The organism is Sulfuricurvum sp., from assembly GCF_028688295.1.
Taxonomy (GTDB): Bacteria; Campylobacterota; Campylobacteria; order Campylobacterales; family Sulfurimonadaceae; genus Sulfuricurvum.
In genome coordinates this window covers 1-19,952 of record NZ_JAQTYM010000008.1, presented here as the reverse complement: position 1 = coordinate 19,952, position 19,952 = coordinate 1, and the positions used below count along the sequence as shown (strand labels likewise).

Sequence of the window (19,952 nt, the reverse complement as noted above, 5' to 3'; positions counted from 1 at the left end):
TAATGAGTATTCTCATTTTGGGGCTGATTGCAATCCTCTATTATGAATCGGTAAAAACTCAAATGCTCTCTTCGCATCGTCTAGCAATGCAGTTGGAGAGTGAGACTTATGTCCCAAAACTCAAACAATGGTTAGAAAACGGTCATAATCTCAAAACTTTCCCGACTGACCTTGCTTATACAACTGCTTTGTATGGATACAGCAAAGATTTTCTTGTCGGCAATTTATATCAAAACCACACCGATTTTCGCGAAAATATTGCTTTGCATAAGGGGTATATTCATCTCATTATTGCCCTCTCACCCTATGGATTAGGAGAGTATTATCTCGTTTTTGAAACCCGTGACGATGAGCTTTGGAGACACCAAGTTCTTAAAGATGTGTTGAGTTTCGGTTCACTCTTGTTAGTGATTTTAGGGATCATCGGGTTTTTCCTCTCTCGAATGTTTTTACGTCCTATGAACGAAGCGATAGCCCTGCTCGATAATTTTATCAAAGATACCACCCATGAACTAAATACCCCCGTTAGTGCAATCCTCACGAATATAGAAGCACTACAAGAAGGGGAGCTACCACTATCAGCAGCAAAAAAACTCAAACGAATTGAAATCGCCTCTCGTACAATCTCGACACTCTATGATGATCTTACCTACCTCATTTTAAACCATGATTTAGCGGTTAAGGATACTGCACTCGATTTATCTCATCTCTTGAATGAGCGTCTCGAGTATTTCCGTCATCGAATCGAGCAAAAAAAAATCACCCTTACCCTCTCTATCAATCCCGATATCATACTTATTATCGATAGCACCAAAGCGACTCGCCTCATCGATAACCTCCTCTCAAATGCAATCAAGTACAACAAAATGGAGGGGCATATTGCTATTAATCTCATTCATGGTAATTTGTGTATCGAAGACAACGGCATAGGAATCCCCTCAGAAATGATTGATCGAGTGTTTGAGCGCTATACCCGCGCTGATAAAAGTGTCGGAGGATTTGGAATAGGGCTAAATATCGTCGCAATGATTGCAAGAGAGTATGATTTGAAAATTACGATTGAATCTGAAGAGAGAATCGGGACAAAGATTTGCGTGGGATGGGAGTAATTCCCCATTAGGGGAATTGTGACGAGGAACAAAACAATATAATTTGTAGACTGCGACAGCTCGCAGCAGCTAAAGATTATTTTAGACCCGCGATATGATCACCAAGAGCTTTCATATCAGCATCACTCAATGTGGCAGTTTGCCCTTTCATCAAAGCACCCATACCTTTGGTATTACGTGTTCCCGCTTTATACCCTTTGAGCGCATCAACCACTTTTGCAGAACTCCATCCAGCAATCACTTCTGATTTACCCAAAGCTACTTTTTCACCTTTAAGACCATGACAGGCCGCACATTTTTGATACAAAGCACCGCCATCAGCAGCACTCAACATAGCTGTAAGTCCAAGAATCGCAATTAACGTTTTCATCATAAATCCTTTTTATTTAATGTTTGCCTAATTTCGTCATACCGTACTTGATACGGTATCCACACTCTTTGTATTTTTAGATTCCGTGTCGGTGCACGGAATGACACAACCCTTATCCACAGCTCGGGACGTTTCCGCTATCTGAACCGTACTCTTTAGCAAAATCACCAATATCTTGGAGTTTATCACTCATGCTTGGATTCGTAAGGACCGGAACTGCATTTGGAAAACGCTCACCATAAACTTTGATAAACCCTTTTGCTCCATCAGCAAACAACTCTTCCCATTCACCTACCGTATGCTCAGCCGCAAACTTGGTTCCGTTCATGTTGAACTTCGCTTTAAGCGTTTTTAGATAGATTTTTTGACCCGCTTTAGCGTCCGCTGAAGCAACTGAAGCACTGAGTGCTGCGATTAACAGTAATGAAAGCAACTTATTCATCCTAAACTCCTTTTTCAGAGTTTCTCTTTCGAGATTCCCTTTTGATGAGAGCAGTATAAAAAGTTATTGTGAAGCGATTGTGGAGGGGGTTAACTATTTTGAAGACGTTCGATTAAAGCTAGTGTTTGCTTCTCTTGCTCATACAGAGCAAAATTTTTACGCACATAGGCTTGGAGAAGTAGTTTGAGATCATTGTTCCCATTAAACTCAAAATCCTGTCTCATCTGCTCGGTTAAAAAACGGGCAAAATCTTCCTCAACATCAATGTCGTAACGTTTGGCATTGAGGGTAAGGGCTATTTTGGTCTTCATCCAAGCAAACTTTCTATTTTAGAAACGATGGCTTCAATCTCAACATCTTTTGCGGCAAGTTCATCAGCGTACATTTTAATCTCTTCATCTTTTGCGGCAAGCGCCCCATTTAGACGTTCAATTTCAGCATCTTTCGTTTGTTCATTACCACGAATCGAGACACCCTCAGCACGAAGGGCTTCAACTTCTCCTTTAAGAGCAACTTGTTTTTCAAGTAAATCGGTAACGAGTGTCGTCAACTTTTCCAATGGAGTGGGATTAAATAACATGATTAACCTTGGGTAATAGAGTCTTTGACATAATTTTAACATAGTTTAGCTCTGCTTCAACGCTAATCCTTCCAAATCCCTCTGAGTTGCCACTGCCTTTTAAGTATAAGTCGTATACTATGTGTGGAGAGTTATACGATTAACACATCTAAAAAAGGGGATATTATGGCAAAAGGCCAAGATTCAAAAAAAGCAGTTAAAAAAGCACCGACCAAAACGTTAAAAGAAAAACGCACTGACAAAAATTCGAAAAAGAGTTAGAGATTAGCGATAATTCAAAAACTCACCTTAACTCAGCAGTCATATTGGTAAAAATGGCGTCTTCTATGAGTTCTTCAATAAATAAACTATTTAAGTAATTTAGTAATACCAAAGTAAGTAATTTGGTATAATATTTAAAATAATAATTGATTGGAGAGATCATGCACACGATCACATTAAAATCAGATGACACCTTTTATGAAACACTCAACGACATGGTAAAGAGCCTTAAGATTACGAAGAGCGAATTGATTCGCCGTTCAGTAACCTATTATCGTGAAGCATTAAAGCAAGAACAACTCAAAGAGCAAATGAAACGAGCATCCCTAAAAGTGCGAGATCATTCGTTGTCTATGGTTCAAGAATTTGATGATACGCTAAATGACGGATTAGTATGAAACGCGGAGACATCTATTTAGCCAATCTTAACCCTAAAAAAGGGGATGAAATAGGCAAAATACGACCTGTCTTGATTTACCAAAGCAATATGCTCAATAGCATAGGGCATACAACAACAATAGTAATCCCATTATCTACCAAGCTAATCGATGATGCCCAACCGCTTCGGTATCGGATCAACAAACGTGACGCATTAGACTACGATTCAGATATCGTTATCGATCAAATCCGCTCCATCGATAACAACCGATTGACGTCCGATGCAATCGCTTCCTTATATCCTCACGAAATGGACGATATTGATACAATGGTGAGTATCGTACTGGGGATGAAATAGTAAACTTTTTGCATAACCTTTTTTTCCGTTCGTGGTGAGCCTGTCGAACCATGAACTGCACACCCTTCGACAGGCTCAGGGCGAACGTCCTCATTCGGGGTTATGAAAGAATTCTAATGTGTCTATGAAATGAGGTCATTCCAAGGTGTATTGATTAAGAATTAATTACCATTTGAGCAAATAACTTTGGCTCATCCTCTTCATAATGAATTTGTAAAAATTCATGCATCAAATTTTTAGCCCTTTTCATAATATCTTTCTCATAATATACTGTAGCCAAATTGTATATGATAACTTTAGAAAGAATTGGCTCCTCAACAGGATCAATTAGTGCATATGCTTTTTCCAAATTTAAAATACCATTTCCAATTTCTTTATTACGTAGATAAGACATAGCATAACGATAATAAACTTCAGGGCTATCAGGTTCTAATTCAATCGCACGTTCATAATAGCTATATGCTTTTTGCTGATCTCCCAATTCTGTATAGACAACTCCCGCAACAAGACAAGCTTCTTTATATTTATTTATATCAGAAAGTTTGTCTAAAAAAGTCTTTGCCAATGAATAATCACCAGTATTTGAATGATCTGCTGCTTCATTAAAATTTAAAGAATCTCGTTGTAAATCTGCTTGTGATATTGAGGGGCTGTGAATTGGTACACCTGCACTATTTAAACTGACTGCATCTAAATTTTGTGAAAGTGGCATAAAAAAAGAAGGAATCATATTTTGATACAAAAGATTTTCAATTGCACCAATATCGATTTTTTCACCTGTCTTCTGAACCGACTCAATATATTTAATTAATCTCTTATATGGGTTAAAATTTTTATCAGCATCATAAACCATTTCAGCAATTTGTACTCTATTTGCAATTGCCGTACTTGAACCAAGGCGCACAAAACATTGGCCTTCATAGAGTGTTTTTTTAACCGTTTTAAAGTCTTGTCTCACGATATGTGGTTTTCTAGAGCTAACTGGTATTTTAATCAATATAAGATGATGTTCCTGCCCTTCGTGTGTAATCTCAATTTCTTCAAAAGTAAATTCTATTGGTGGACTGATTTTGCCATTCACAAGAGTTTGCCATTGCGCTTCATCTTCAATATCGGACAATTTAACATCAAAATAATTTCCATCTTTATACCCAACAATGACAAATGCGTCTTTTCCATTCTGGCGAGTGGAGTTTGCAAATGCTGTGATATCTTTTATAAATTCGGCACGTCCATCATTTACTCCATTATATTTATAAAACTCACGTTTGAAATCACATAAATTATTTTCACCCGCCATGATTAACTGTTGCAATTCTGAACTTGTCATATAGCTTTCCTACTTATTGAATTACACTCATATAATCAATTATATCTTGTTTTCAAAAACTCACCTTAACTCAGCAGCCTATAGGCAGTCGTCCTCATTAAGAAACAGGTTTTCCGCTATAATTCGACAACTATAGTAGAAACTAATTTAGGGTCATTCATTGCCGATTTTTAAAGTCCATACCCCCTATCAACCTGCCGGTGATCAGCCCGTTGCTATCGATGCTCTCGCATCGGGCATTAAAAACGGCGAACGCTATGTTTCCCTTGAGGGGGTAACCGGTAGTGGTAAAACCTACACGATGGCGAAGGTGATCGAGAGCGTTCAGCTTCCGACGATCATTATGACCCATAACAAAACTCTCGCGGCACAACTCTACAGTGAGTTTCGCTCGTTTTTCCCTGAAAACCATGTCGAGTATTTCATCAGTTACTACGATTACTATCAACCCGAAGCCTATATCCCCCGCCAAGATCTGTTTATCGAAAAAGACAGCTCAATCAATGATGAGTTGGAACGGCTTCGCCTCTCTGCCACCGCGAATCTCCTCAGCTATGATGATGTTATCGTTGTCGCCTCCGTCTCTGCTAACTACGGGCTCGGTGATCCGGAAGAGTATGAGAAGATGGTGCAAGTTATCGCCATCGGTGATGAAATCAACCAAAAAAAGCTCCTTCTACGCCTCGTCGAGATGGGATACGCCCGAAATGACACTTATTTCGATGGCGGTCACTTTCGGGTCAACGGTGAAGTGGTCGATATTTATCCCCCATACTGGCAAGATCAGGCTCTACGGATCGAGTTTTTCGGGGATGAAGTGGAGCGTTTAACCTTTTTTGAACCCCTGAGCAACACGATGACCGAAAAACAAGAAACGGTCACGATCTACGCTACCAGTCAGTTTGCGGTGGGGCAAGAGAAACTCTCACGCGCGATCAAGCGGATCGAAGATGAGTTGGGAGAACGACTAAACGAGCTCGACAAACAAGGGAAAATCGTCGAAGCACAGCGCCTAAAACAGCGATGTGAATTTGACCTCGAAATGCTTCAGGCAACGGGGATGTGTAAGGGGGTCGAAAACTACTCCCGCCATCTCACCGACAAACTCCCCGGAGAAGCTCCGTATACCCTGCTCGATTATTTCACCCTCCATCACGATAAATTTCTCATTATCGTCGATGAGAGCCATGTGAGTTTGCCGCAATTTCGGGGGATGTTTGCGGGGGATCGGAGTCGTAAAGAGGTACTCGTCGATTACGGATTTCGTCTTCCGAGTGCCCTCGATAACCGCCCTCTTATGATTGATGAGTTTATGAACAAAGCGCCCCATTATATGTTCGTCTCTGCAACCCCATCAGCGCAAGAACTCGATATCAGTACCACGATCGCCCATCAGATTATCCGCCCTACCGGATTGCTCGATCCGATTATCACGATCAAACCGAGTGAAAATCAGGTCGAAGATTTGCACGATGAGATTAAAAAAACGGTGGCTCTTGGGGATCGTGTCCTCGTCACCGTTTTAACCAAAAAAATGGCGGAAGCGCTCACCAAATACCTCGCCGATTTGGGGATCAAGGTGCAGTATATGCACTCCGAGATCGACGCTATCGAGCGCAATCAAATTATACGAGGATTGCGTGTCGGCGATTTCGATGTCCTTATCGGGATCAATCTCCTCCGTGAGGGGCTTGACCTTCCCGAAGTGAGTCTCGTAGCGATTTTAGATGCCGACAAAGAGGGATTTCTCCGCTCCGAAACCGCTCTCGTTCAAACCATCGGACGCGCCGCGCGGAATGAACACGGACGGGTTATTTTGTACGCACAAAAGATTACCGGATCGATGGAACGCGCCATTGCCAAAACAACGGCACGACGGGAAACCCAAGAGGCATTTAACACTGAGCATGGGATTACCCCGACAACTACCAAACGCTCACTCGATGAAAATCTCAAACTCGAAGATGTCGGCGATCTATACAACCGCTCTAAAAAAGCGAAAACACTCCCTGCCGCTGAGCGGAAAAAACTGATCGAAGAGCTGAATCTCAAAATGAGAGAAGCCGCCAAAAAACTCGAATTTGAAGAAGCTGCCCGCTTACGGGATGAAATAGCAAAAATAAGGAAGTTATAATAAAATGGATGACATGCTCAACAACCTCTCGACGTATGGATACGTCGTACTTTTTCTTTACTCTCTTGGAGGTGGTTTTGTTGCCCTTCTCGGTGCCGGGGTTCTGAGTTTTATGGGGAAGATGGATATATCCCTCTCGATTGCTATTGCATTTACCGCTAACTTTATCGGTGATTCACTCATGTTTTATATGTCTCGCTATCACAAACGTGAAATGATGGAGTATTTTAGAAAACACCGTCGTAAACTTGCCTTTTCCCATCTCCTTTTGAAAAAGCACGGTTCATGGATTATTGTGGTCAAAAAATTTATCTATGGATTAAAAACGCTAGTCCCCTTGGCTATTGGTCTTACGAAATACGATTTTTGGAAATTTAGTGCGTACAATGCCATCGGTGCAGCAATCTGGGCAATCGTTGTCGGTGGTGGTAGCTATCTTTTCGGTGGGGCTTTAATCGAGGGGTATAAAGTAGTTGCTGATAAACCGTATTTGGCACCTGTAATGCTTGTACTTATCGGGGGAACTATTTGGATCTATCTTTCACGTGCAACCAAAAAGCAGTAAAAAAATCATAGTGTGGATGGGGAGGAGGGATTCGAACCCCCGAATGACTGGACCAAAACCAGTTGCCTTACCGCTTGGCGACACCCCAATAACTGAGTGGGGAATTGTAGAAAAACTCCCCTTAAAAAAAATTGAGCTTGCTCATAAATCAGTTAAAATAATAACTTTTCTTCCGTAATTGGAGCTTCCTCTTGTGTTATATCGGGTGCTGTTGAGGTATCCGTGTAATTCTCAGAATTATTTTGATCATTAGATGATCCTACATACACTCCAGCAGGTACATCAAAATAACGTTTAGTATTCGGGTAAATACGTAACATATCTTCGTAGTAATACCTAAATACCGGTCCAGCTGCGCGACCACCCGTCTCACTTCGACGCATCGGGGTATTGTTATCATTTCCAAACCAAACAACCGTCTCGACTGTCGGTGAATACCCGACAAACCATGCATCGACATTTTTATTCGTTGTTCCGGTTTTTCCAGCGATTTCCATCCCTCCGACACGTGCTCCTGTCCCTGTTCCATGACTTACAACATCTCTGAGGATCGAGGTCATGAGATAAATTTGCTGAGGAGTATTGACTTGACGGCTTTTATTTTCATAACGTATCGTCTCCCCTTTAGGGGTAATAACCTGTCGAACAAGAATCGGGTTAGTTAATGCACCACCACTTGCGAACATAGTGTAATATTTTGCTAAATCAAGAGGGGAAAGAGAAATTGTCCCCAAGGCAATAGACAAATCAGGTGGAAGATTCTCAACAATCCCATACCGTCTCAACCCATCGGTCACTTTTCCAAATCCCATATCGCTGACCATATTGATCGTCGCCAGGTTACGTGAATGGGTCAGCGCATTACGGATTGTCACCATCCCTTTATACTCATTTTTATAGTTTTTCGGCTGCCATGTTTTTTCTTCACCATCATCACCTGAATAGGTATACGTACGCGCAATATCTGGAACCATAGAAGAGGGAGACATACCGCTATCAAGTGCGACTTGATAAATAAAAGGCTTGAACGCTGAACCCGGCTGACGCTTTGCCTGTGTTACACGGTTAAAAGGGCTGAGAGAGTAATCATACCCTCCTACCATCGCCAAAATCTCACCACTTCGAGGATCAAGACTGATCAAAGCACCGTTGAGTTGACGCTGTATATTCTCATCTAAATCTCCTGCTTCCTGTGCCCGTTTCAGAATCTCGTCACGACCAGATTGCAATGCTTTATATCCCGCTTCTTGTAATCTCATATCGATACTGGTGTAGATTTTATAGCCCCCGCTACGAATATCAGGAAAGGCATCACCGAGTTGACGCATTACCTCATCAATGATATAAGGACCCGAATTTTTACTAAGAGTATCGTTATAAACTTTTGGTCGCTCATCTGTTGCTTTTTCATAGGTTGGTTGATCGATCCATCCTAGCTCATACATCCGACCGATAACGCGATTAGCCCGACCTAAAGAGAGTTCATAATTTCGAGTCGGTGAGTAAAAATTCGGAGCTTTTGGCAAGCCTACCAGCATCGCCATCTCTTTTAGAGTGAGTTCATTAAGTGGTTTTCGAAAATACCCATCAGATGCCGTTTTAATCCCGTAATAACCATGCCCCAAATAGATCTCATTAAAATAACGCTCTAAAATTTGTTCTTTAGAAAGTTCTTGTTCAATACGGATCGAGTAAAGAACCTCTTTAAATTTACGGGAAAATTTCTTTTCACGAGTCAACAACGTATTTTTAACTAACTGCTGTGTAATCGTACTCGCCCCTTCTTTGAGCTTTCCAGCACTGACGTCTTTGATGATCGCCCGCATAATCGCATCAGGGTTAACCCCATCATGTTCGAAAAACATCGTATCTTCGATCGCCAAAAGTGCTTCAATAAGACGTGGAGGGATGTTTTCATACGAAACATAATACCGGTGTTCATCACTGAAAAGGTTCGCAATTTTATTGCCGTTTCGATCATACACTTCGGTGGTTAGACGCGGTTGATATTGAATCAGCTTTTGGGTTTCGTATTCAAACGAGTAAATAAGATACCCTAAAAAAACGATTGGAATCATCACGATAATCCCAATTACAATCAAAAAATATTTTTTCATTCTCACCCTTAACGGTACTTCTTCATAGGAGTTGATCAATTTCTAAATCCCCTGGTTTTAAATTCGGCTTCGATTAACGATTGAGTATAAGGCTCTTTGGGCTCATGCGTCACCATGTCGATTAGCCCTTGTTCGATGACTCGTCCCTCTCTCAAGACACAAATATCTTCACACAGTGCCGATGCTACCCCCATATCGTGAGTAACAAATAACATCTTAAATCCTATTTTTTCTTGCAATGTTCTTAACAACGCAATCATTGTCTCTTTTGAGGTGGGATCCAGCGCCGTTGTCGGCTCATCCAACAACAAAAGCTTTGGATTCGAGCCTAGAGCGATAGCGACCACTACTCGTTGAAGCTGCCCACCTGAGAGCTCAGGGGGAAACCTCTCTAACAGCGATTCATCCAAACCCAGCAGGTTAAAGAGTTCAATGCTTCGCGACAAGGGGAGAAACATCTGATCTTTGATCCGTGTAAGCGGAGACAATGCCGTAAAAGGATTTTGAGGAACCAAAGCAATACTCTTGCCTCGTTCCCACTCAAAATCACACTCTTTCTCTATTAAAACATCCAATGTCGGATCTAAAAGTCCCAAAAGAGCTTTGAGGCTTAGCGATTTACCGCTTCCGCTTGCTCCCACCAGTGCCAATGAATGCCGAATTTCAAATGCAATATCTACCACTACTTCACCTGCATAGGTGATTTTGAGCTGATTGATACGAATCGTATTCATGACGCTATTTTACCCAAATCTGTGTTAATCGCTCACACGCTTGCGCCAAGTCTGTTTCGCTTATTTCAAGCCGTGCAATAAGACGAAGGATCGCTTTTTTGACTGTTGGCTGACGAATCGCTCCGACGTGTATTCCCATCTCACTTTTGAGGACACCTTGCAATCGCATCACTTCACGATTATCTCCGATTACTATAGGTACAATCAGCCCAGAACACTCAATTCCTAATACCTCTTTGATAATCCTCTGGCGTGCACCTATTTGTTGAGCTAACATATCGGTATGCGTTTGAATAAAGATGAGGGCATGATGAGCAAGTGCCGTATCATACAGCGAAGGTGCCGTCGCATAAATAACATTTTTAGCTCGGTTGATGAGATACTCACTGATGTGGCGCGAGGAGAGGACATAAGCACCGAAACTGCCATACGCTTTGCCCAACGTCCCCATTTTGATCATAAGTGGTGTCGGTGTAATTGCATAATAATCGAGTACCCCCATCAAATGCTCACCGATCACACCGCTACTGTGCGCTTCATCCAAAATCAAAATCGCTTGATGCTCAATGGAGAGCTCGATAATTGCTTTAGGAACGAGGTCACCCCCCATCGAATAAATCCCCTCAACCGCGACAATAACCCGTTTTCCTTCTGCGCGTAGTAGCTCGGATTTAAAGGCTTCAACATCGTTATGAGGAAAAAATACCACCTCTCCCTCACACATCCGTGCACCTGCAATCCCGCTGGCATGGTACTCCTCATCCATCAAAAGTACATCGCCTTTGCGAACTAATGCTTCGATCAGTCCCACATTCGCATTAAACCCGCTCCCCATGACGATCCCCGATTCAAAGCCGTTAGCTCTACACAATGCCTCTTCAAATGCCGCATGGATCGGGTGGTAGCCGTTTACGAGCATCGAGGCTTTTGGAGCATGATCGCTATAGTGCAAGAGTGTTTCACACGCTTTTTGATGAAGCTCTTTGTTGTGGGCTAATCCCAAATAATCATTCGATGCCGCATCAATCAGTGAGGCATCGCGGAGATGACGTTCACGATAACGCCCTGAGCGTTTTAGCGCATTAAGCTCGCTTGTGTAGGGGTTATTCATCGAGTGACAGGGAGTTGTGCTATGTATGCGCGAATCTCTCGAATCCGTTCTTCATCCGCCGGATGGGTGGAGAGAAAAGCGGGCGGTTTTTGAGAACTTTTAGACAAACGAGCCATATTTTCCCAAAATTTGACCGCTTGTGCAGGGTTATATCCCGCTTTCCACATCAAATAAAGACCGATTTGATCCGCTTCATGCTCAAAAGTACGGCTATAAGGGAGAATGAGCCCTACTTGTGAAGTAACCCCATACGCCTGCGCATAAAGATTTTGATATTGTGCTGGAACGTTTAATGCCACTGCTAGCACCTGAGCGCCTATATTGCTCGCATTTTGCATCGACATCCGCTCTGCACCATGACGAGCAAGAGCATGTGCGATCTCATGTCCCATAACGGTAGCTATTTGATCATCGTTTTCGGTAATTTTTAAAATCCCCGTATAAAAAAAGACTTTTCCCCCCGGCAGACAAAACGCATTGGGAGTATCGTCTTGTATTACCGTAAATTCCCATGCGAAATCACTTCGTCCGCTCACCGCAGCGATTTGAGCCCCGATCCGTTTGACACGATCTTGGAGCTTTTTATCGGTGCTGATTTTAGACGTTTCTACAACTTTCTTTGCCTCAGTAGCACCTAAAGTCATCTCTTGATCAGGAGAAATCATCATAAATTGGGACCGATTAGTGAGAGGAGTTTTTGTACATCCGACTAACAATAATCCTAAAAGTGCTGTCACTATAAACTTCATCGTATTCTCCTATAGAAAAGGTTTAAGTATTTCGACAGAGAGCCCCATCGCCGTACTCTCAAAGCCTCGAACCTCACGGATATAAGGTTTACAAAACCCCTCCACCATGCATGCTCCCGCCTTGCCTCTCCACTCGCCGCTCTCCAGATACGCATCGATATTTTTGGGATCAAAAACATCGAAAAAATAGTGCGTCGATGAGATATCGACAAGCTCAAGGCGTGGAGTTTTATAGATCATACAAGTGATGATAGCAACATCCGAACCGCTTTGCATCTCTAAAATTGCTCGGGCATCCGCTTCGTCTTTCGCCTTGCGCAAAATTTTACCATGCGCCGTTACTACCGTGTCGGCTACGAGAAGAGGATAATCGGCACATCCGAATTTTTCCAAATTAACACGGTATTTTCCGAGTGTCGCTTGATAGACAAAATTTTTAGGAGAGGAGGCAACAATAGAATCTTCATCGAAATCGATAGATTCTTGGATAAAAGGGATACCCGCCACTCCTAGAAGCTCAGCGCGGGTTATCGAGGATGAAGCTAAACGGAGCATATTATGCGTGAGCGCCTCTTAAAAAGACGCCGATATAAATCGCGATAACACCCAATACTATATTGAGCGGAACCATATATTTGGCAATCAAACCCAACATACTCTTCGCCGTTTCAACGTCACCATTTTTCAATGCAAACTCTGCCTTATTACGTCGCCACATCATAGCACCAAGATTCATCGCCATAATAAGCCAAATCGCTTCTTTTATGTGGATGGTGTTATACAAACTCATAGCGTACGCATCGATAACATTACCCATCGGATCTACTGCCGCTGCTCGAAATCCTAATCCCACAGCCATAAAAACAGCCGTAACAATAAGAACAATCACAAATGGCCATACAATACTGAAGAGACGTTTTAATGTATGTGCTGCACGCTCTAATCGCACTTTTGGATCACTGATAAGTGCCAATGATTGATGAGTAGCAAAACGGATAGCAATCATCCCGCCGACCCAAATAACGGCACTGATGACATGTAAAAAAACAATCAATGTCCGATGATGAGCGAAAGTTTCAATCAAAAACTCTTTCATTGTCCCAATTCCTTCGTTACATACGCCAATGCTACTTCTTTAGCTTCACCCAATTTGCTAGCATCTTTTCCGCCCGCTTGGGCAAAGTCAGGACGTCCACCGCCGCCGCCGCCGAGGATCGGAGCGATTACTTTGATCCAATCACCCGCTTTTACGGTTGTATTTTTAGCCCCTGCCGCGAGAAGCACTTTGTCGTCTTTGACTTGGAAGAGGATCACCGCAACCGAATCGTGCTGATTTTTGAGTTCATCGATACGCTCTTTGATATCACCCGCTGTGAGTTCGGCGACTACTACTGCCGTAGATCCCATCATCGTGATCGAGAGTTCTTCTTTCGCACTCGACGCCAATGTGCTCATTTCAGTTTTTAGAGTTTTAACCTGCTCTTTAAGACGCTCGATCCCCGCCAATACATCGCGATTTTTAACCGATGCTTCGACCTCTTCGAGAAGGTGACGCTGTTGTTTAAAGAGGTTATATGCTGCATTTCCGCACACTGCTTCGATACGGCGAACACCCGCGCTCACACCGCTCTCTTTGACGATCACAAATGTCCCTATGGTTGCCGTGTTATCGACGTGGATACCGCCGCAAAACTCGACCGACGCAGTTCCAAAATTGACGACACGGACGGTGTCACCGTATTTCTCGCCGAACTGCGCTTTCGCACCGCTTTTTTTCGCTTCGTCGATACTCATCTCTCTCGTCAACCCTTCCAACGCATGGAAGATATGATAGTTCACCCTCTCTTCTACCAGAGCAATCTCTTCGTGGCTCATTGCCTTAGGGTGGGAGAAGTCGAAACGGAGACGATTGTGCTCAACGAGTGATCCCGCTTGGGAAATATGCTCACCCAATTGCTCGTACAATGCCGCGTGCAAAAGATGCGTTGCCGAGTGGTGTTTTGCAATTTCGTTACGCTCAGGATCAACAACCGCTTCGATACTCTCACCGACACTCACGGTCGATTTCGTCTCGATATGAGAGAGGTTCAAGCCGTGAAACTTTTTCGTTTCGGTAACGGTCGCTTTATCGCCAAGTTTACCCGTGTCACCGCTTTGTCCGCCGCTTTCCGCATAAAACGGTGTCTCTTCGAGGAGTACCCATCCGCTTTGGTGCGCATGAAGTTGCTCAACCCGCTCAAAACTTTCACTCAAAAGAGCTTGGATTTTGACGGAAGCTTTCGTGTAGCCGTATCCGATAAAAGTATTAACCCCGAACGTCTCAAGGAGAGTTTTAAAATCCCCCTCGACGTGCGCGTCTCCCGAACCTTTCCACGCCGCTTTCGCACGCTTGCGTTGCTCAGACATCAAAGTTTCAAACGTCTCTACATCGAGAGAGAGATGTTTCTCTTTCAACATATCTTCGGTCAAATCGAGAGGAAATCCAAAGGTGTCGTAGAGTTTGAACGCCACTTCTCCGCTGAAGGTCTCTTTGGTGTTTTTCAACTCTTCGTTGAAGAGTTCGATCCCCGAAGCGATGGTTTTGAAAAAGCGTTCCTCTTCGAGCATGATTTGCTCTTTTAAAACTGCCAATTTTTCAACAATGTAAGGGTATTGTTTCCCCATCAACTCGGCAACGGTGTCGGCAACCTCAAACATAAACGGTTTGGTAAATCCGAGCAAATATCCATGACGAACCGCACGACGTAAAATACGACGCAATACATACCCGCGCCCTTCGTTAGAGAAGTTTGTCCCCTGAGCAAGGAGAAACGTAGCCGTACGGATATGATCGGCAATAACACGATACGATGCACCGCTTGCATACGTATAGGGTTTACCGATAAGGGCTTCGACTTTGCGAATAATCGGCATAAAGAGGGTTGAATCGTAGTTGCTCAATGCCCCTTCGAGTACTGCCGTAGCACGTTCTAGCCCCATCCCCGTATCGATAGATGGTTTCGGAAGCGGTTTCAATTCACCTTTGGTATTACGCTCATACTGCATAAATACGAGGTTCCAGATTTCTAGGAAACGATCCCCGTCTCCCCCCATATAATCCTCAGGTCCATTGAAATGTTCCGCACCCTGATCGACGAAGATTTCCGAACACGGTCCGCACGGTCCGGTATCTCCCATCTGCCAGAAGTTATCTTTATCACCCAAACGCATAATGCGATCTGCGGCAATATGCTTCTTCCAAATCTCTTCCGCTTCGTCATCGCTCTCATGGACAGTAACCCAGAGTTTATCGACAGGGAGTTTCATCACTTCGGTCACAAATTCCCACGCATGGGCAATCGCTTCCTCTTTGAAATAATCACCGAAACTGAAGTTTCCGAGCATCTCGAAAAACGTGTGGTGACGTGCCGTATGACCGACGTTCTCTAGGTCATTGTGTTTTCCACCCGCACGGATACACGTCTGTGCACTGGTCGCACGCGGATTGGCAGGAATAGGGATATCACCCGTAAAGATCGATTTAAACGGAACCATCCCCGCATTGGTGAAAAGGAGGGTTGCATCATCGGGGACAAGTGGGGAACTCGGAACCCGTGCGTGTTGTTTTGATTCAAAAAAGGCCAAAAAGGCTTCGCGGACATCCATCATGGTTTACTCACCGTTTAGTAAAAATTGCGCGATTATAGCGAAGAAGGGTTTAATTAAAGAAGTTAGAAGGAAAAGAGAAGTTTTTTCCGTTTGCCCTGAGCCTGTCGAAGGGTGTTACGCAGTCATTCCCAACTTCACCTGCCCTTTATATACAATGTGTCAGGGCAAAAGTCTTGACCATTTGGCCACTCAATGGTTCCATTGGTCGCTTTTACTTGTTTAAAATAATCTTGATTTTGAAGCTCTGTGAATATCCCTTTATCCAAATAGGGAGAGACATCAAATATTTTTTTCTCGTCGGTATTAAACGTAATAGAGAGCTTTGGAAACTCAAAGATTTCTACTGATTTGACATAAATACGCATGATTATTTCAACGGTTCGATTTTAAAAACAGGCTGACCAGTGATAGCTAATTCCCAGTCTGCCATCAAATCTTCTTTGTGAATCTCCATCCATGCCACTGTAAGTTTTACCTTGTTTTTTGGCAAATCTCCCTCAATCATCTCTCCACTCTCTATATCAAATACCCCCGAAAAATCTTGATATTTTGCATGAATATGAGGGGTATGATGTTTTTCATTATCAAAGTAATAAAGACTAATAACGATTCCGTAAAACAAGCTAATCGTTGGCATTGCAACCTCTTTATTTTAGTTCGTTTATTGTATCACTGATTGGTTTAAATAGTAATTCTACTTTTCTGTTTAGCCGAAAAGTAGCAAAAGAGCATACCGCGATCCATGAACGCTCACGTGACTCCTTGCACTTCTGCATCGCACGCGGCTCTAGGAGTTGAATCGCAGGGATTGTTTTTCTATTTTCGCAGAATGCGAAAATCATTTCATCAAATAATTTTCTGCCTTGCTACACTACGCAGAGCAAGGTCGCTCGCAGTACTGTGAAGCGACCGCCAGCGACTTGTCGCAAGGCGATTTTCTTTTGGTACTTTTCTTATGAAAAAGAAAAGTACATAATCTTTTTACGACTTTTTTGCTAAACTATATCTCATAAGCAAGTATGAGAGGACATTTAACGTGCCAACCGTTCTGAAAATTAAAGATTACCGTTTTTTCTTTTTTTCTCGTGAAGAGGCACGTATGCATATCCATGTTATCTGTCCTGACGGCGAAGCGAAGCTTTGGCTTGAACCGACTATCGAAATTGCAACGAGTTATAAGCTCTCAAATGTTCGTCTAAAAGAGATTGAAACGATGACAAAAGAGAATATTGAAACGTTTAAAAATGCTTGGGAGGCACACTTTGGAAACTGAAATCACCAACATTTCCCCTAACGGTGTATGGATTCTAACCGAGGGTAAAGAGCTGTTTATGTCTTTTGAAACATTCCCGTGGTTTAAAGATGCTTCGGTAGCAAAAATCGGCAATGTCGAGACCTATGCAAACGGTCATCTTTACTGGCCGGATTTAGATATTGATCTCACCGTTGATATTATCGAACACCCTGAAAATTTCCCGCTGATTGCGTCGTAGAACTTTATTATGAAAATGAATTATGCAAAAAGTGTTGAATTAGCATTGGCACTTGGATATCAAGAGATACTTGATGAAAATGCCTATCAAGGAAAATATTATATTAAAGATAGGAAAAAATGGATTCATTCTATTGAAGCATTAAAAGCTAAACTAGGAGTTATATCTAATGATGAACTCATTGCTTTAGATTACGATGTCGAAAACTATCATAGGTATAAAAATCATACAAATAGAATGGTTGATAATTTTTTAATACAACTATACAGTGCTATCACTCATTCAGAAGGTGAAGCTACTTATTTGTCAGACGGTTTTTGGCTACATCCAGATGGAACACTTGAAGACAGAGATAACCGCTAGGAATGCATCCCCGACTTGATTGGGGATAACACAGAAGAATTACGAAAATGCTCTATTAAGAGCGCTAAACATCGCTTTAATCGAAGCAACAGTGATGTCGTTATCACACCCTACCCCGAAAAATTTATCCAAACTCTCGGTCTGAATCTCGATGTAGGCAACCGCTTCGGCACTGGAGAGCTCTCCGCGTGAATGCTCGCTGTAGGAGAGGATTTTAAAGCTGTGGGAATACTCCACCATCAACGCGTTTTTGCACGCATCGATAGGACCATTCCCCACCCCTTCGCTTCGGATCGCTTTGCCGTTATGGGTGTATTCCAACACACATTTCGCCGAGTGCTCTTTTGCACTCTCGGAGATCACCGAATAATCCACAAACTCAATGTCATGCGGTTCACCGAAATAGGTTTTCTCGAAAATGTCTAAAATCTCTTCACTGGAAAGTTCGCGTCCCGCTTCGTCGGTAACGCGCTGAACGATCGTTCCGATCTCAGGGTGCATTTTCTTCGGTAATGAATAGCCGAATTTATCTTCGAGGACGTAAGCTACTCCCCCTTTGCCCGACTGGGAGTTGATACGGATAATCCCCTCGTAATTGCGTCCCACATCGCTCGGATCGATAGGGAGATACGGTACTTCCCAAAACGCATCGTCTTTAGCACGTTGATACGCCAACCCTTTGTTGATCGCGTCTTGATGAGACCCTGAAAACGCCGTATAGACAAGTTCACCCACATACGGGTGACGCTCATGGGTTTTCATATCGGTACACTCTTCGACGACACGTACAACACTCTCTAAATCGCTGAAATCAAGCTCAGGATCAACTCCTTGGGTATACATGTTGAGTGCCAACGTAATAATATCGACGTTTCCGGTACGCTCACCGTTGGAGAGCAACGTCCCCTCGACACGATCCGCCCCAGCCAACAACGCCAACTCCGTTGCGGCAACGGAAGTTCCACGGTCATTATGGGTGTGGGTCGAGATCAACACGTGTTCACGGTTGGTAAGGTGTCGGCTCATCCACTCGATCTGATCGGCATAGACGTTCGGTGTCGCCATCTCGACCGTAGCAGGGAGATTAATAATAACTTTACGCTCAGCGCTGATCCCCCAACGATCGGTAACGGCGTTACAGATACGGGCGGCATATTCCAGTTCAGTCCCCGTAAAACTCTCCGGTGAATACTCTAAACTGATCTCACCGTCGTGCTTGGCGGCGCGGGCTTTGACCATATCGACACCCTCTAACGCCAACGCGATAATCTCATCTTGCTCTTTTCCGAAGACGATTTTACGCTGTGCGACCGAGGTGGAGTTGTACAAATGGACAATCGCTTTTTTAACCCCTGCTAACGCTTCGAACGTTTTATCGATCAAATGTTCCCGTGCTTGGACGAGGACTTGAACCGTCACGTCATCGGGAATCAATTTTTGCTCTACAAGGGTGCGTAAAAAATCGAACTCCACTTTCGATGCGGAAGGGAATCCCACTTCTATATTTTTAAATCCGAGTTTCAGCAAGAGTGAGAAGAGAGAGAGTTTTTGATCCAAATTCATCGGGGTGATCAACGCTTGGTTACCGTCGCGAAGATCGACACTGCACCAGATAGGGGCGTGCGTGATGGTTTTGGTAGGCCAAACTCGGTTTGGCAAATCAACTTGAGGATACGGGCGGTATTTGCCCACAGATGCGTGTTTCATTAGGAAACTCCTTAGATTTTTCTCTCCTCACTGCCCTTGCTGGTGGCAATAAGTGAACGAATTATAGCAAAAAGGGCTTTTAGCGCAATTATGGGGCAACTGTATTATAATAACTGAAAATTCCAGGAGCAGAGAAGCATGAAAAAGTTATTTCTTCTAGTACTCTTTTTTTACTCTATTTCTTTGTATGCTGCATGTTCTGGTCTCAATAGAACTGCTTGCGATTTGGATAGTAGTTGCCTATGGAAAACTGGGGGCGGGCCACCACGATGTGAAGATGCTCCGAACACAGCACCAACTAATATTTCTCTGAGTTCCACGTCAGTAGCCGAAAACTCCGCCTCCGGAACGGCCGTCGGGACTTTCACAACGACCGATACGGCTGGAAATACCCATACCTATACTCTTGTTGCAGGTACCGGGAGTACAGACAATACCTCTTTTACAATCAGTGGCAATCAACTCAAAACCAATGCTATTTTCAACTATGAAATTGACAATAG

General features: G+C 43.3%; 24 protein-coding genes and 1 tRNA gene. 9 read left to right on the top strand and 16 right to left on the bottom strand.

Annotated features, from left to right (window positions below):
- Positions 1-2: 2 nt before the first annotated feature.
- Positions 3-1,109, top strand: coding sequence for a HAMP domain-containing sensor histidine kinase (locus tag PHR02_RS03465; protein WP_299988973.1), 1,107 nt, complete (start codon positions 3-5; stop codon positions 1,107-1,109).
- Positions 1,110-1,185: 76 nt separating this feature from the next.
- On the opposite strand, the gene PHR02_RS03460 is transcribed toward PHR02_RS03465, so the two are convergent.
- The 4 genes from PHR02_RS03460 to PHR02_RS03445 all read right to left on the bottom strand — a co-directional run bounded on the left by PHR02_RS03460 (position 1,186) and on the right by PHR02_RS03445 (position 2,501).
- Complete coding sequence (locus PHR02_RS03460; protein WP_299988970.1) at positions 1,186-1,479, bottom strand: c-type cytochrome; 294 nt, start codon at positions 1,477-1,479, stop codon at positions 1,186-1,188.
- A gap of 112 nt (positions 1,480-1,591) precedes the next feature.
- Positions 1,592-1,921 (bottom strand): cytochrome C, encoded by a 330-nt coding sequence (locus PHR02_RS03455; protein WP_299988967.1) that lies wholly within the window; start codon positions 1,919-1,921, stop codon positions 1,592-1,594.
- Positions 1,922-2,010: 89 nt separating this feature from the next.
- Positions 2,011-2,232, bottom strand: a complete 222-nt coding sequence (locus PHR02_RS03450) for a hypothetical protein (protein WP_299988965.1) — start codon at positions 2,230-2,232, stop codon at positions 2,011-2,013.
- A complete protein-coding gene (locus PHR02_RS03445; RefSeq protein WP_299988962.1) occupies positions 2,229-2,501 on the bottom strand; it encodes a hypothetical protein in 273 nt (90 codons plus the stop codon). Before PHR02_RS03445 ends, PHR02_RS03450 begins: the two co-directional genes overlap by 4 nt.
- A 422-nt stretch (positions 2,502-2,923) precedes the next feature.
- On the opposite strand from PHR02_RS03445, the gene PHR02_RS03440 reads away from it, so the two are divergent.
- Positions 2,924-3,160, top strand: a complete 237-nt coding sequence (locus tag PHR02_RS03440) for a DNA-binding protein (protein WP_299988959.1) — start codon at positions 2,924-2,926, stop codon at positions 3,158-3,160.
- Positions 3,157-3,498: a type II toxin-antitoxin system PemK/MazF family toxin gene (locus tag PHR02_RS03435; protein WP_299988957.1), complete on the top strand. Its 342-nt coding sequence runs from the start codon at positions 3,157-3,159 to the stop codon at positions 3,496-3,498. The genes PHR02_RS03440 and PHR02_RS03435 overlap by 4 nt, the downstream gene beginning before the upstream one ends.
- A gap of 154 nt (positions 3,499-3,652) precedes the next feature.
- Here the strand turns inward: PHR02_RS03435 and PHR02_RS03430 are convergent, their stop codons facing one another.
- Complete coding sequence (locus PHR02_RS03430) at positions 3,653-4,828, bottom strand: RNA-binding domain-containing protein (protein WP_299988954.1); 1,176 nt, start codon at positions 4,826-4,828, stop codon at positions 3,653-3,655.
- A gap of 160 nt (positions 4,829-4,988) precedes the next feature.
- On the opposite strand from PHR02_RS03430, the gene uvrB reads away from it, so the two are divergent.
- Both uvrB and PHR02_RS03420 read left to right on the top strand, forming a co-directional pair.
- Positions 4,989-6,962, top strand: coding sequence for an excinuclease ABC subunit UvrB (uvrB, locus tag PHR02_RS03425; RefSeq protein ID WP_299988951.1), 1,974 nt, complete (start codon positions 4,989-4,991; stop codon positions 6,960-6,962).
- 4 nt (positions 6,963-6,966) lie between these two features.
- A complete protein-coding gene (locus PHR02_RS03420) occupies positions 6,967-7,527 on the top strand; it encodes a DedA family protein (RefSeq protein ID WP_299988947.1) in 561 nt (186 codons plus the stop codon).
- 13 nt (positions 7,528-7,540) lie between these two features.
- On the opposite strand, the gene PHR02_RS03415 is transcribed toward PHR02_RS03420, so the two are convergent.
- From PHR02_RS03415 to PHR02_RS03370, 10 genes are all read right to left on the bottom strand, one after another.
- A tRNA-Gln gene (locus tag PHR02_RS03415) sits at positions 7,541-7,615 on the bottom strand.
- Positions 7,616-7,679: 64 nt separating this feature from the next.
- The gene (locus PHR02_RS03410; RefSeq protein WP_299988946.1) at positions 7,680-9,644 is read right to left on the bottom strand and encodes a PBP1A family penicillin-binding protein; all 1,965 of its coding nucleotides are present in this window, start codon (positions 9,642-9,644) and stop codon (positions 7,680-7,682) included.
- Positions 9,645-9,679: 35 nt separating this feature from the next.
- Positions 9,680-10,378: an ATP-binding cassette domain-containing protein gene (locus PHR02_RS03405; RefSeq protein ID WP_299988943.1), complete on the bottom strand. Its 699-nt coding sequence runs from the start codon at positions 10,376-10,378 to the stop codon at positions 9,680-9,682.
- A 4-nt stretch (positions 10,379-10,382) separates the two neighbouring features.
- Positions 10,383-11,489, bottom strand: a complete 1,107-nt coding sequence (locus PHR02_RS03400) for a pyridoxal phosphate-dependent aminotransferase family protein (RefSeq protein ID WP_299988941.1) — start codon at positions 11,487-11,489, stop codon at positions 10,383-10,385.
- Positions 11,486-12,238 carry a M48 family metallopeptidase gene (locus PHR02_RS03395; RefSeq protein ID WP_299988939.1) on the bottom strand — a complete coding sequence of 251 codons (753 nt, stop codon included), beginning with the start codon at positions 12,236-12,238 and terminating at the stop codon, positions 11,486-11,488. The genes PHR02_RS03400 and PHR02_RS03395 overlap by 4 nt, the downstream gene beginning before the upstream one ends.
- 9 nt (positions 12,239-12,247) lie before the next feature.
- Positions 12,248-12,793, bottom strand: coding sequence for a septum formation inhibitor Maf (gene maf / locus PHR02_RS03390; RefSeq protein ID WP_299988936.1), 546 nt, complete (start codon positions 12,791-12,793; stop codon positions 12,248-12,250).
- Position 12,794: 1 nt separating this feature from the next.
- Entirely contained in the window at positions 12,795-13,334 is a 540-nt protein-coding gene (locus PHR02_RS03385) for a hypothetical protein (RefSeq protein ID WP_299988933.1), read from the bottom strand.
- The gene (gene alaS, locus PHR02_RS03380) at positions 13,331-15,883 is read right to left on the bottom strand and encodes an alanine--tRNA ligase (protein WP_299989084.1); all 2,553 of its coding nucleotides are present in this window, start codon (positions 15,881-15,883) and stop codon (positions 13,331-13,333) included. The genes PHR02_RS03385 and alaS overlap by 4 nt, the downstream gene beginning before the upstream one ends.
- 137 nt (positions 15,884-16,020) lie before the next feature.
- Entirely contained in the window at positions 16,021-16,251 is a 231-nt protein-coding gene (locus PHR02_RS03375; protein WP_299988930.1) for a DUF2442 domain-containing protein, read from the bottom strand.
- A gap of 2 nt (positions 16,252-16,253) precedes the next feature.
- The gene (locus tag PHR02_RS03370; protein ID WP_299988928.1) at positions 16,254-16,523 is read right to left on the bottom strand and encodes a DUF4160 domain-containing protein; all 270 of its coding nucleotides are present in this window, start codon (positions 16,521-16,523) and stop codon (positions 16,254-16,256) included.
- A 399-nt stretch (positions 16,524-16,922) separates the two neighbouring features.
- On the opposite strand from PHR02_RS03370, the gene PHR02_RS03365 reads away from it, so the two are divergent.
- Genes PHR02_RS03365 through PHR02_RS03355 form a run of 3 tightly spaced genes read left to right on the top strand, consistent with a single transcriptional unit; the run spans position 16,923 to position 17,742 of the window.
- Positions 16,923-17,159 (top strand): DUF4160 domain-containing protein, encoded by a 237-nt coding sequence (locus PHR02_RS03365; protein ID WP_295014524.1) that lies wholly within the window; start codon positions 16,923-16,925, stop codon positions 17,157-17,159.
- Positions 17,149-17,379 (top strand): DUF2442 domain-containing protein, encoded by a 231-nt coding sequence (locus PHR02_RS03360; RefSeq protein WP_295014522.1) that lies wholly within the window; start codon positions 17,149-17,151, stop codon positions 17,377-17,379. Before PHR02_RS03365 ends, PHR02_RS03360 begins: the two co-directional genes overlap by 11 nt.
- A 9-nt stretch (positions 17,380-17,388) precedes the next feature.
- Complete coding sequence (locus tag PHR02_RS03355) at positions 17,389-17,742, top strand: hypothetical protein (protein WP_299988924.1); 354 nt, start codon at positions 17,389-17,391, stop codon at positions 17,740-17,742.
- Between the two features lie 39 nt (positions 17,743-17,781).
- On the opposite strand, the gene leuA is transcribed toward PHR02_RS03355, so the two are convergent.
- Positions 17,782-19,449: a 2-isopropylmalate synthase gene (gene leuA, locus PHR02_RS03350; RefSeq protein WP_299988922.1), complete on the bottom strand. Its 1,668-nt coding sequence runs from the start codon at positions 19,447-19,449 to the stop codon at positions 17,782-17,784.
- Between the two features lie 138 nt (positions 19,450-19,587).
- Between leuA and PHR02_RS03345 the strand changes: the two genes are divergently transcribed.
- Positions 19,588-19,952, top strand: a 365-nt coding sequence (locus PHR02_RS03345) for a hypothetical protein (protein WP_299988918.1), incomplete at its 3' end; no start/stop codon positions are given.

Bases quoted from the DNA above. Each gene is read 5' to 3' on its own strand.
- PHR02_RS03450 (WP_299988965.1), bottom strand. From the start codon at position 2,232: ATGAAGACCAAAATAGCCCTTACCCTCAATGCCAAACGTTACGACATT.
- PHR02_RS03465 (WP_299988973.1), top strand. From the start codon at position 3: ATGAGTATTCTCATTTTGGGGCTGATTGCAATCCTCTATTATGAATCG.
- PHR02_RS03460 (WP_299988970.1), bottom strand. From the start codon at position 1,479: ATGAAAACGTTAATTGCGATTCTTGGACTTACAGCTATGTTGAGTGCT.
- leuA (WP_299988922.1), bottom strand. From the start codon at position 19,449: ATGAAACACGCATCTGTGGGCAAATACCGCCCGTATCCTCAAGTTGAT.
- PHR02_RS03355 (WP_299988924.1), top strand. From the start codon at position 17,389: ATGAAAATGAATTATGCAAAAAGTGTTGAATTAGCATTGGCACTTGGA.
- PHR02_RS03440 (WP_299988959.1), top strand. From the start codon at position 2,924: ATGCACACGATCACATTAAAATCAGATGACACCTTTTATGAAACACTC.
- PHR02_RS03375 (WP_299988930.1), bottom strand. From the start codon at position 16,251: ATGCGTATTTATGTCAAATCAGTAGAAATCTTTGAGTTTCCAAAGCTC.
- PHR02_RS03410 (WP_299988946.1), bottom strand. From the start codon at position 9,644: ATGAAAAAATATTTTTTGATTGTAATTGGGATTATCGTGATGATTCCA.
- PHR02_RS03420 (WP_299988947.1), top strand. From the start codon at position 6,967: ATGGATGACATGCTCAACAACCTCTCGACGTATGGATACGTCGTACTT.
- PHR02_RS03395 (WP_299988939.1), bottom strand. From the start codon at position 12,238: ATGAAGTTTATAGTGACAGCACTTTTAGGATTATTGTTAGTCGGATGT.
- PHR02_RS03435 (WP_299988957.1), top strand. From the start codon at position 3,157: ATGAAACGCGGAGACATCTATTTAGCCAATCTTAACCCTAAAAAAGGG.
- maf (WP_299988936.1), bottom strand. From the start codon at position 12,793: ATGCTCCGTTTAGCTTCATCCTCGATAACCCGCGCTGAGCTTCTAGGA.
- PHR02_RS03430 (WP_299988954.1), bottom strand. From the start codon at position 4,828: ATGACAAGTTCAGAATTGCAACAGTTAATCATGGCGGGTGAAAATAAT.
- PHR02_RS03385 (WP_299988933.1), bottom strand. From the start codon at position 13,334: ATGAAAGAGTTTTTGATTGAAACTTTCGCTCATCATCGGACATTGATT.
- PHR02_RS03400 (WP_299988941.1), bottom strand. From the start codon at position 11,489: ATGAATAACCCCTACACAAGCGAGCTTAATGCGCTAAAACGCTCAGGG.
- PHR02_RS03370 (WP_299988928.1), bottom strand. From the start codon at position 16,523: ATGCCAACGATTAGCTTGTTTTACGGAATCGTTATTAGTCTTTATTAC.
- PHR02_RS03445 (WP_299988962.1), bottom strand. From the start codon at position 2,501: ATGTTATTTAATCCCACTCCATTGGAAAAGTTGACGACACTCGTTACC.
- PHR02_RS03405 (WP_299988943.1), bottom strand. From the start codon at position 10,378: ATGAATACGATTCGTATCAATCAGCTCAAAATCACCTATGCAGGTGAA.
- PHR02_RS03455 (WP_299988967.1), bottom strand. From the start codon at position 1,921: ATGAATAAGTTGCTTTCATTACTGTTAATCGCAGCACTCAGTGCTTCA.
- alaS (WP_299989084.1), bottom strand. From the start codon at position 15,883: ATGGATGTCCGCGAAGCCTTTTTGGCCTTTTTTGAATCAAAACAACAC.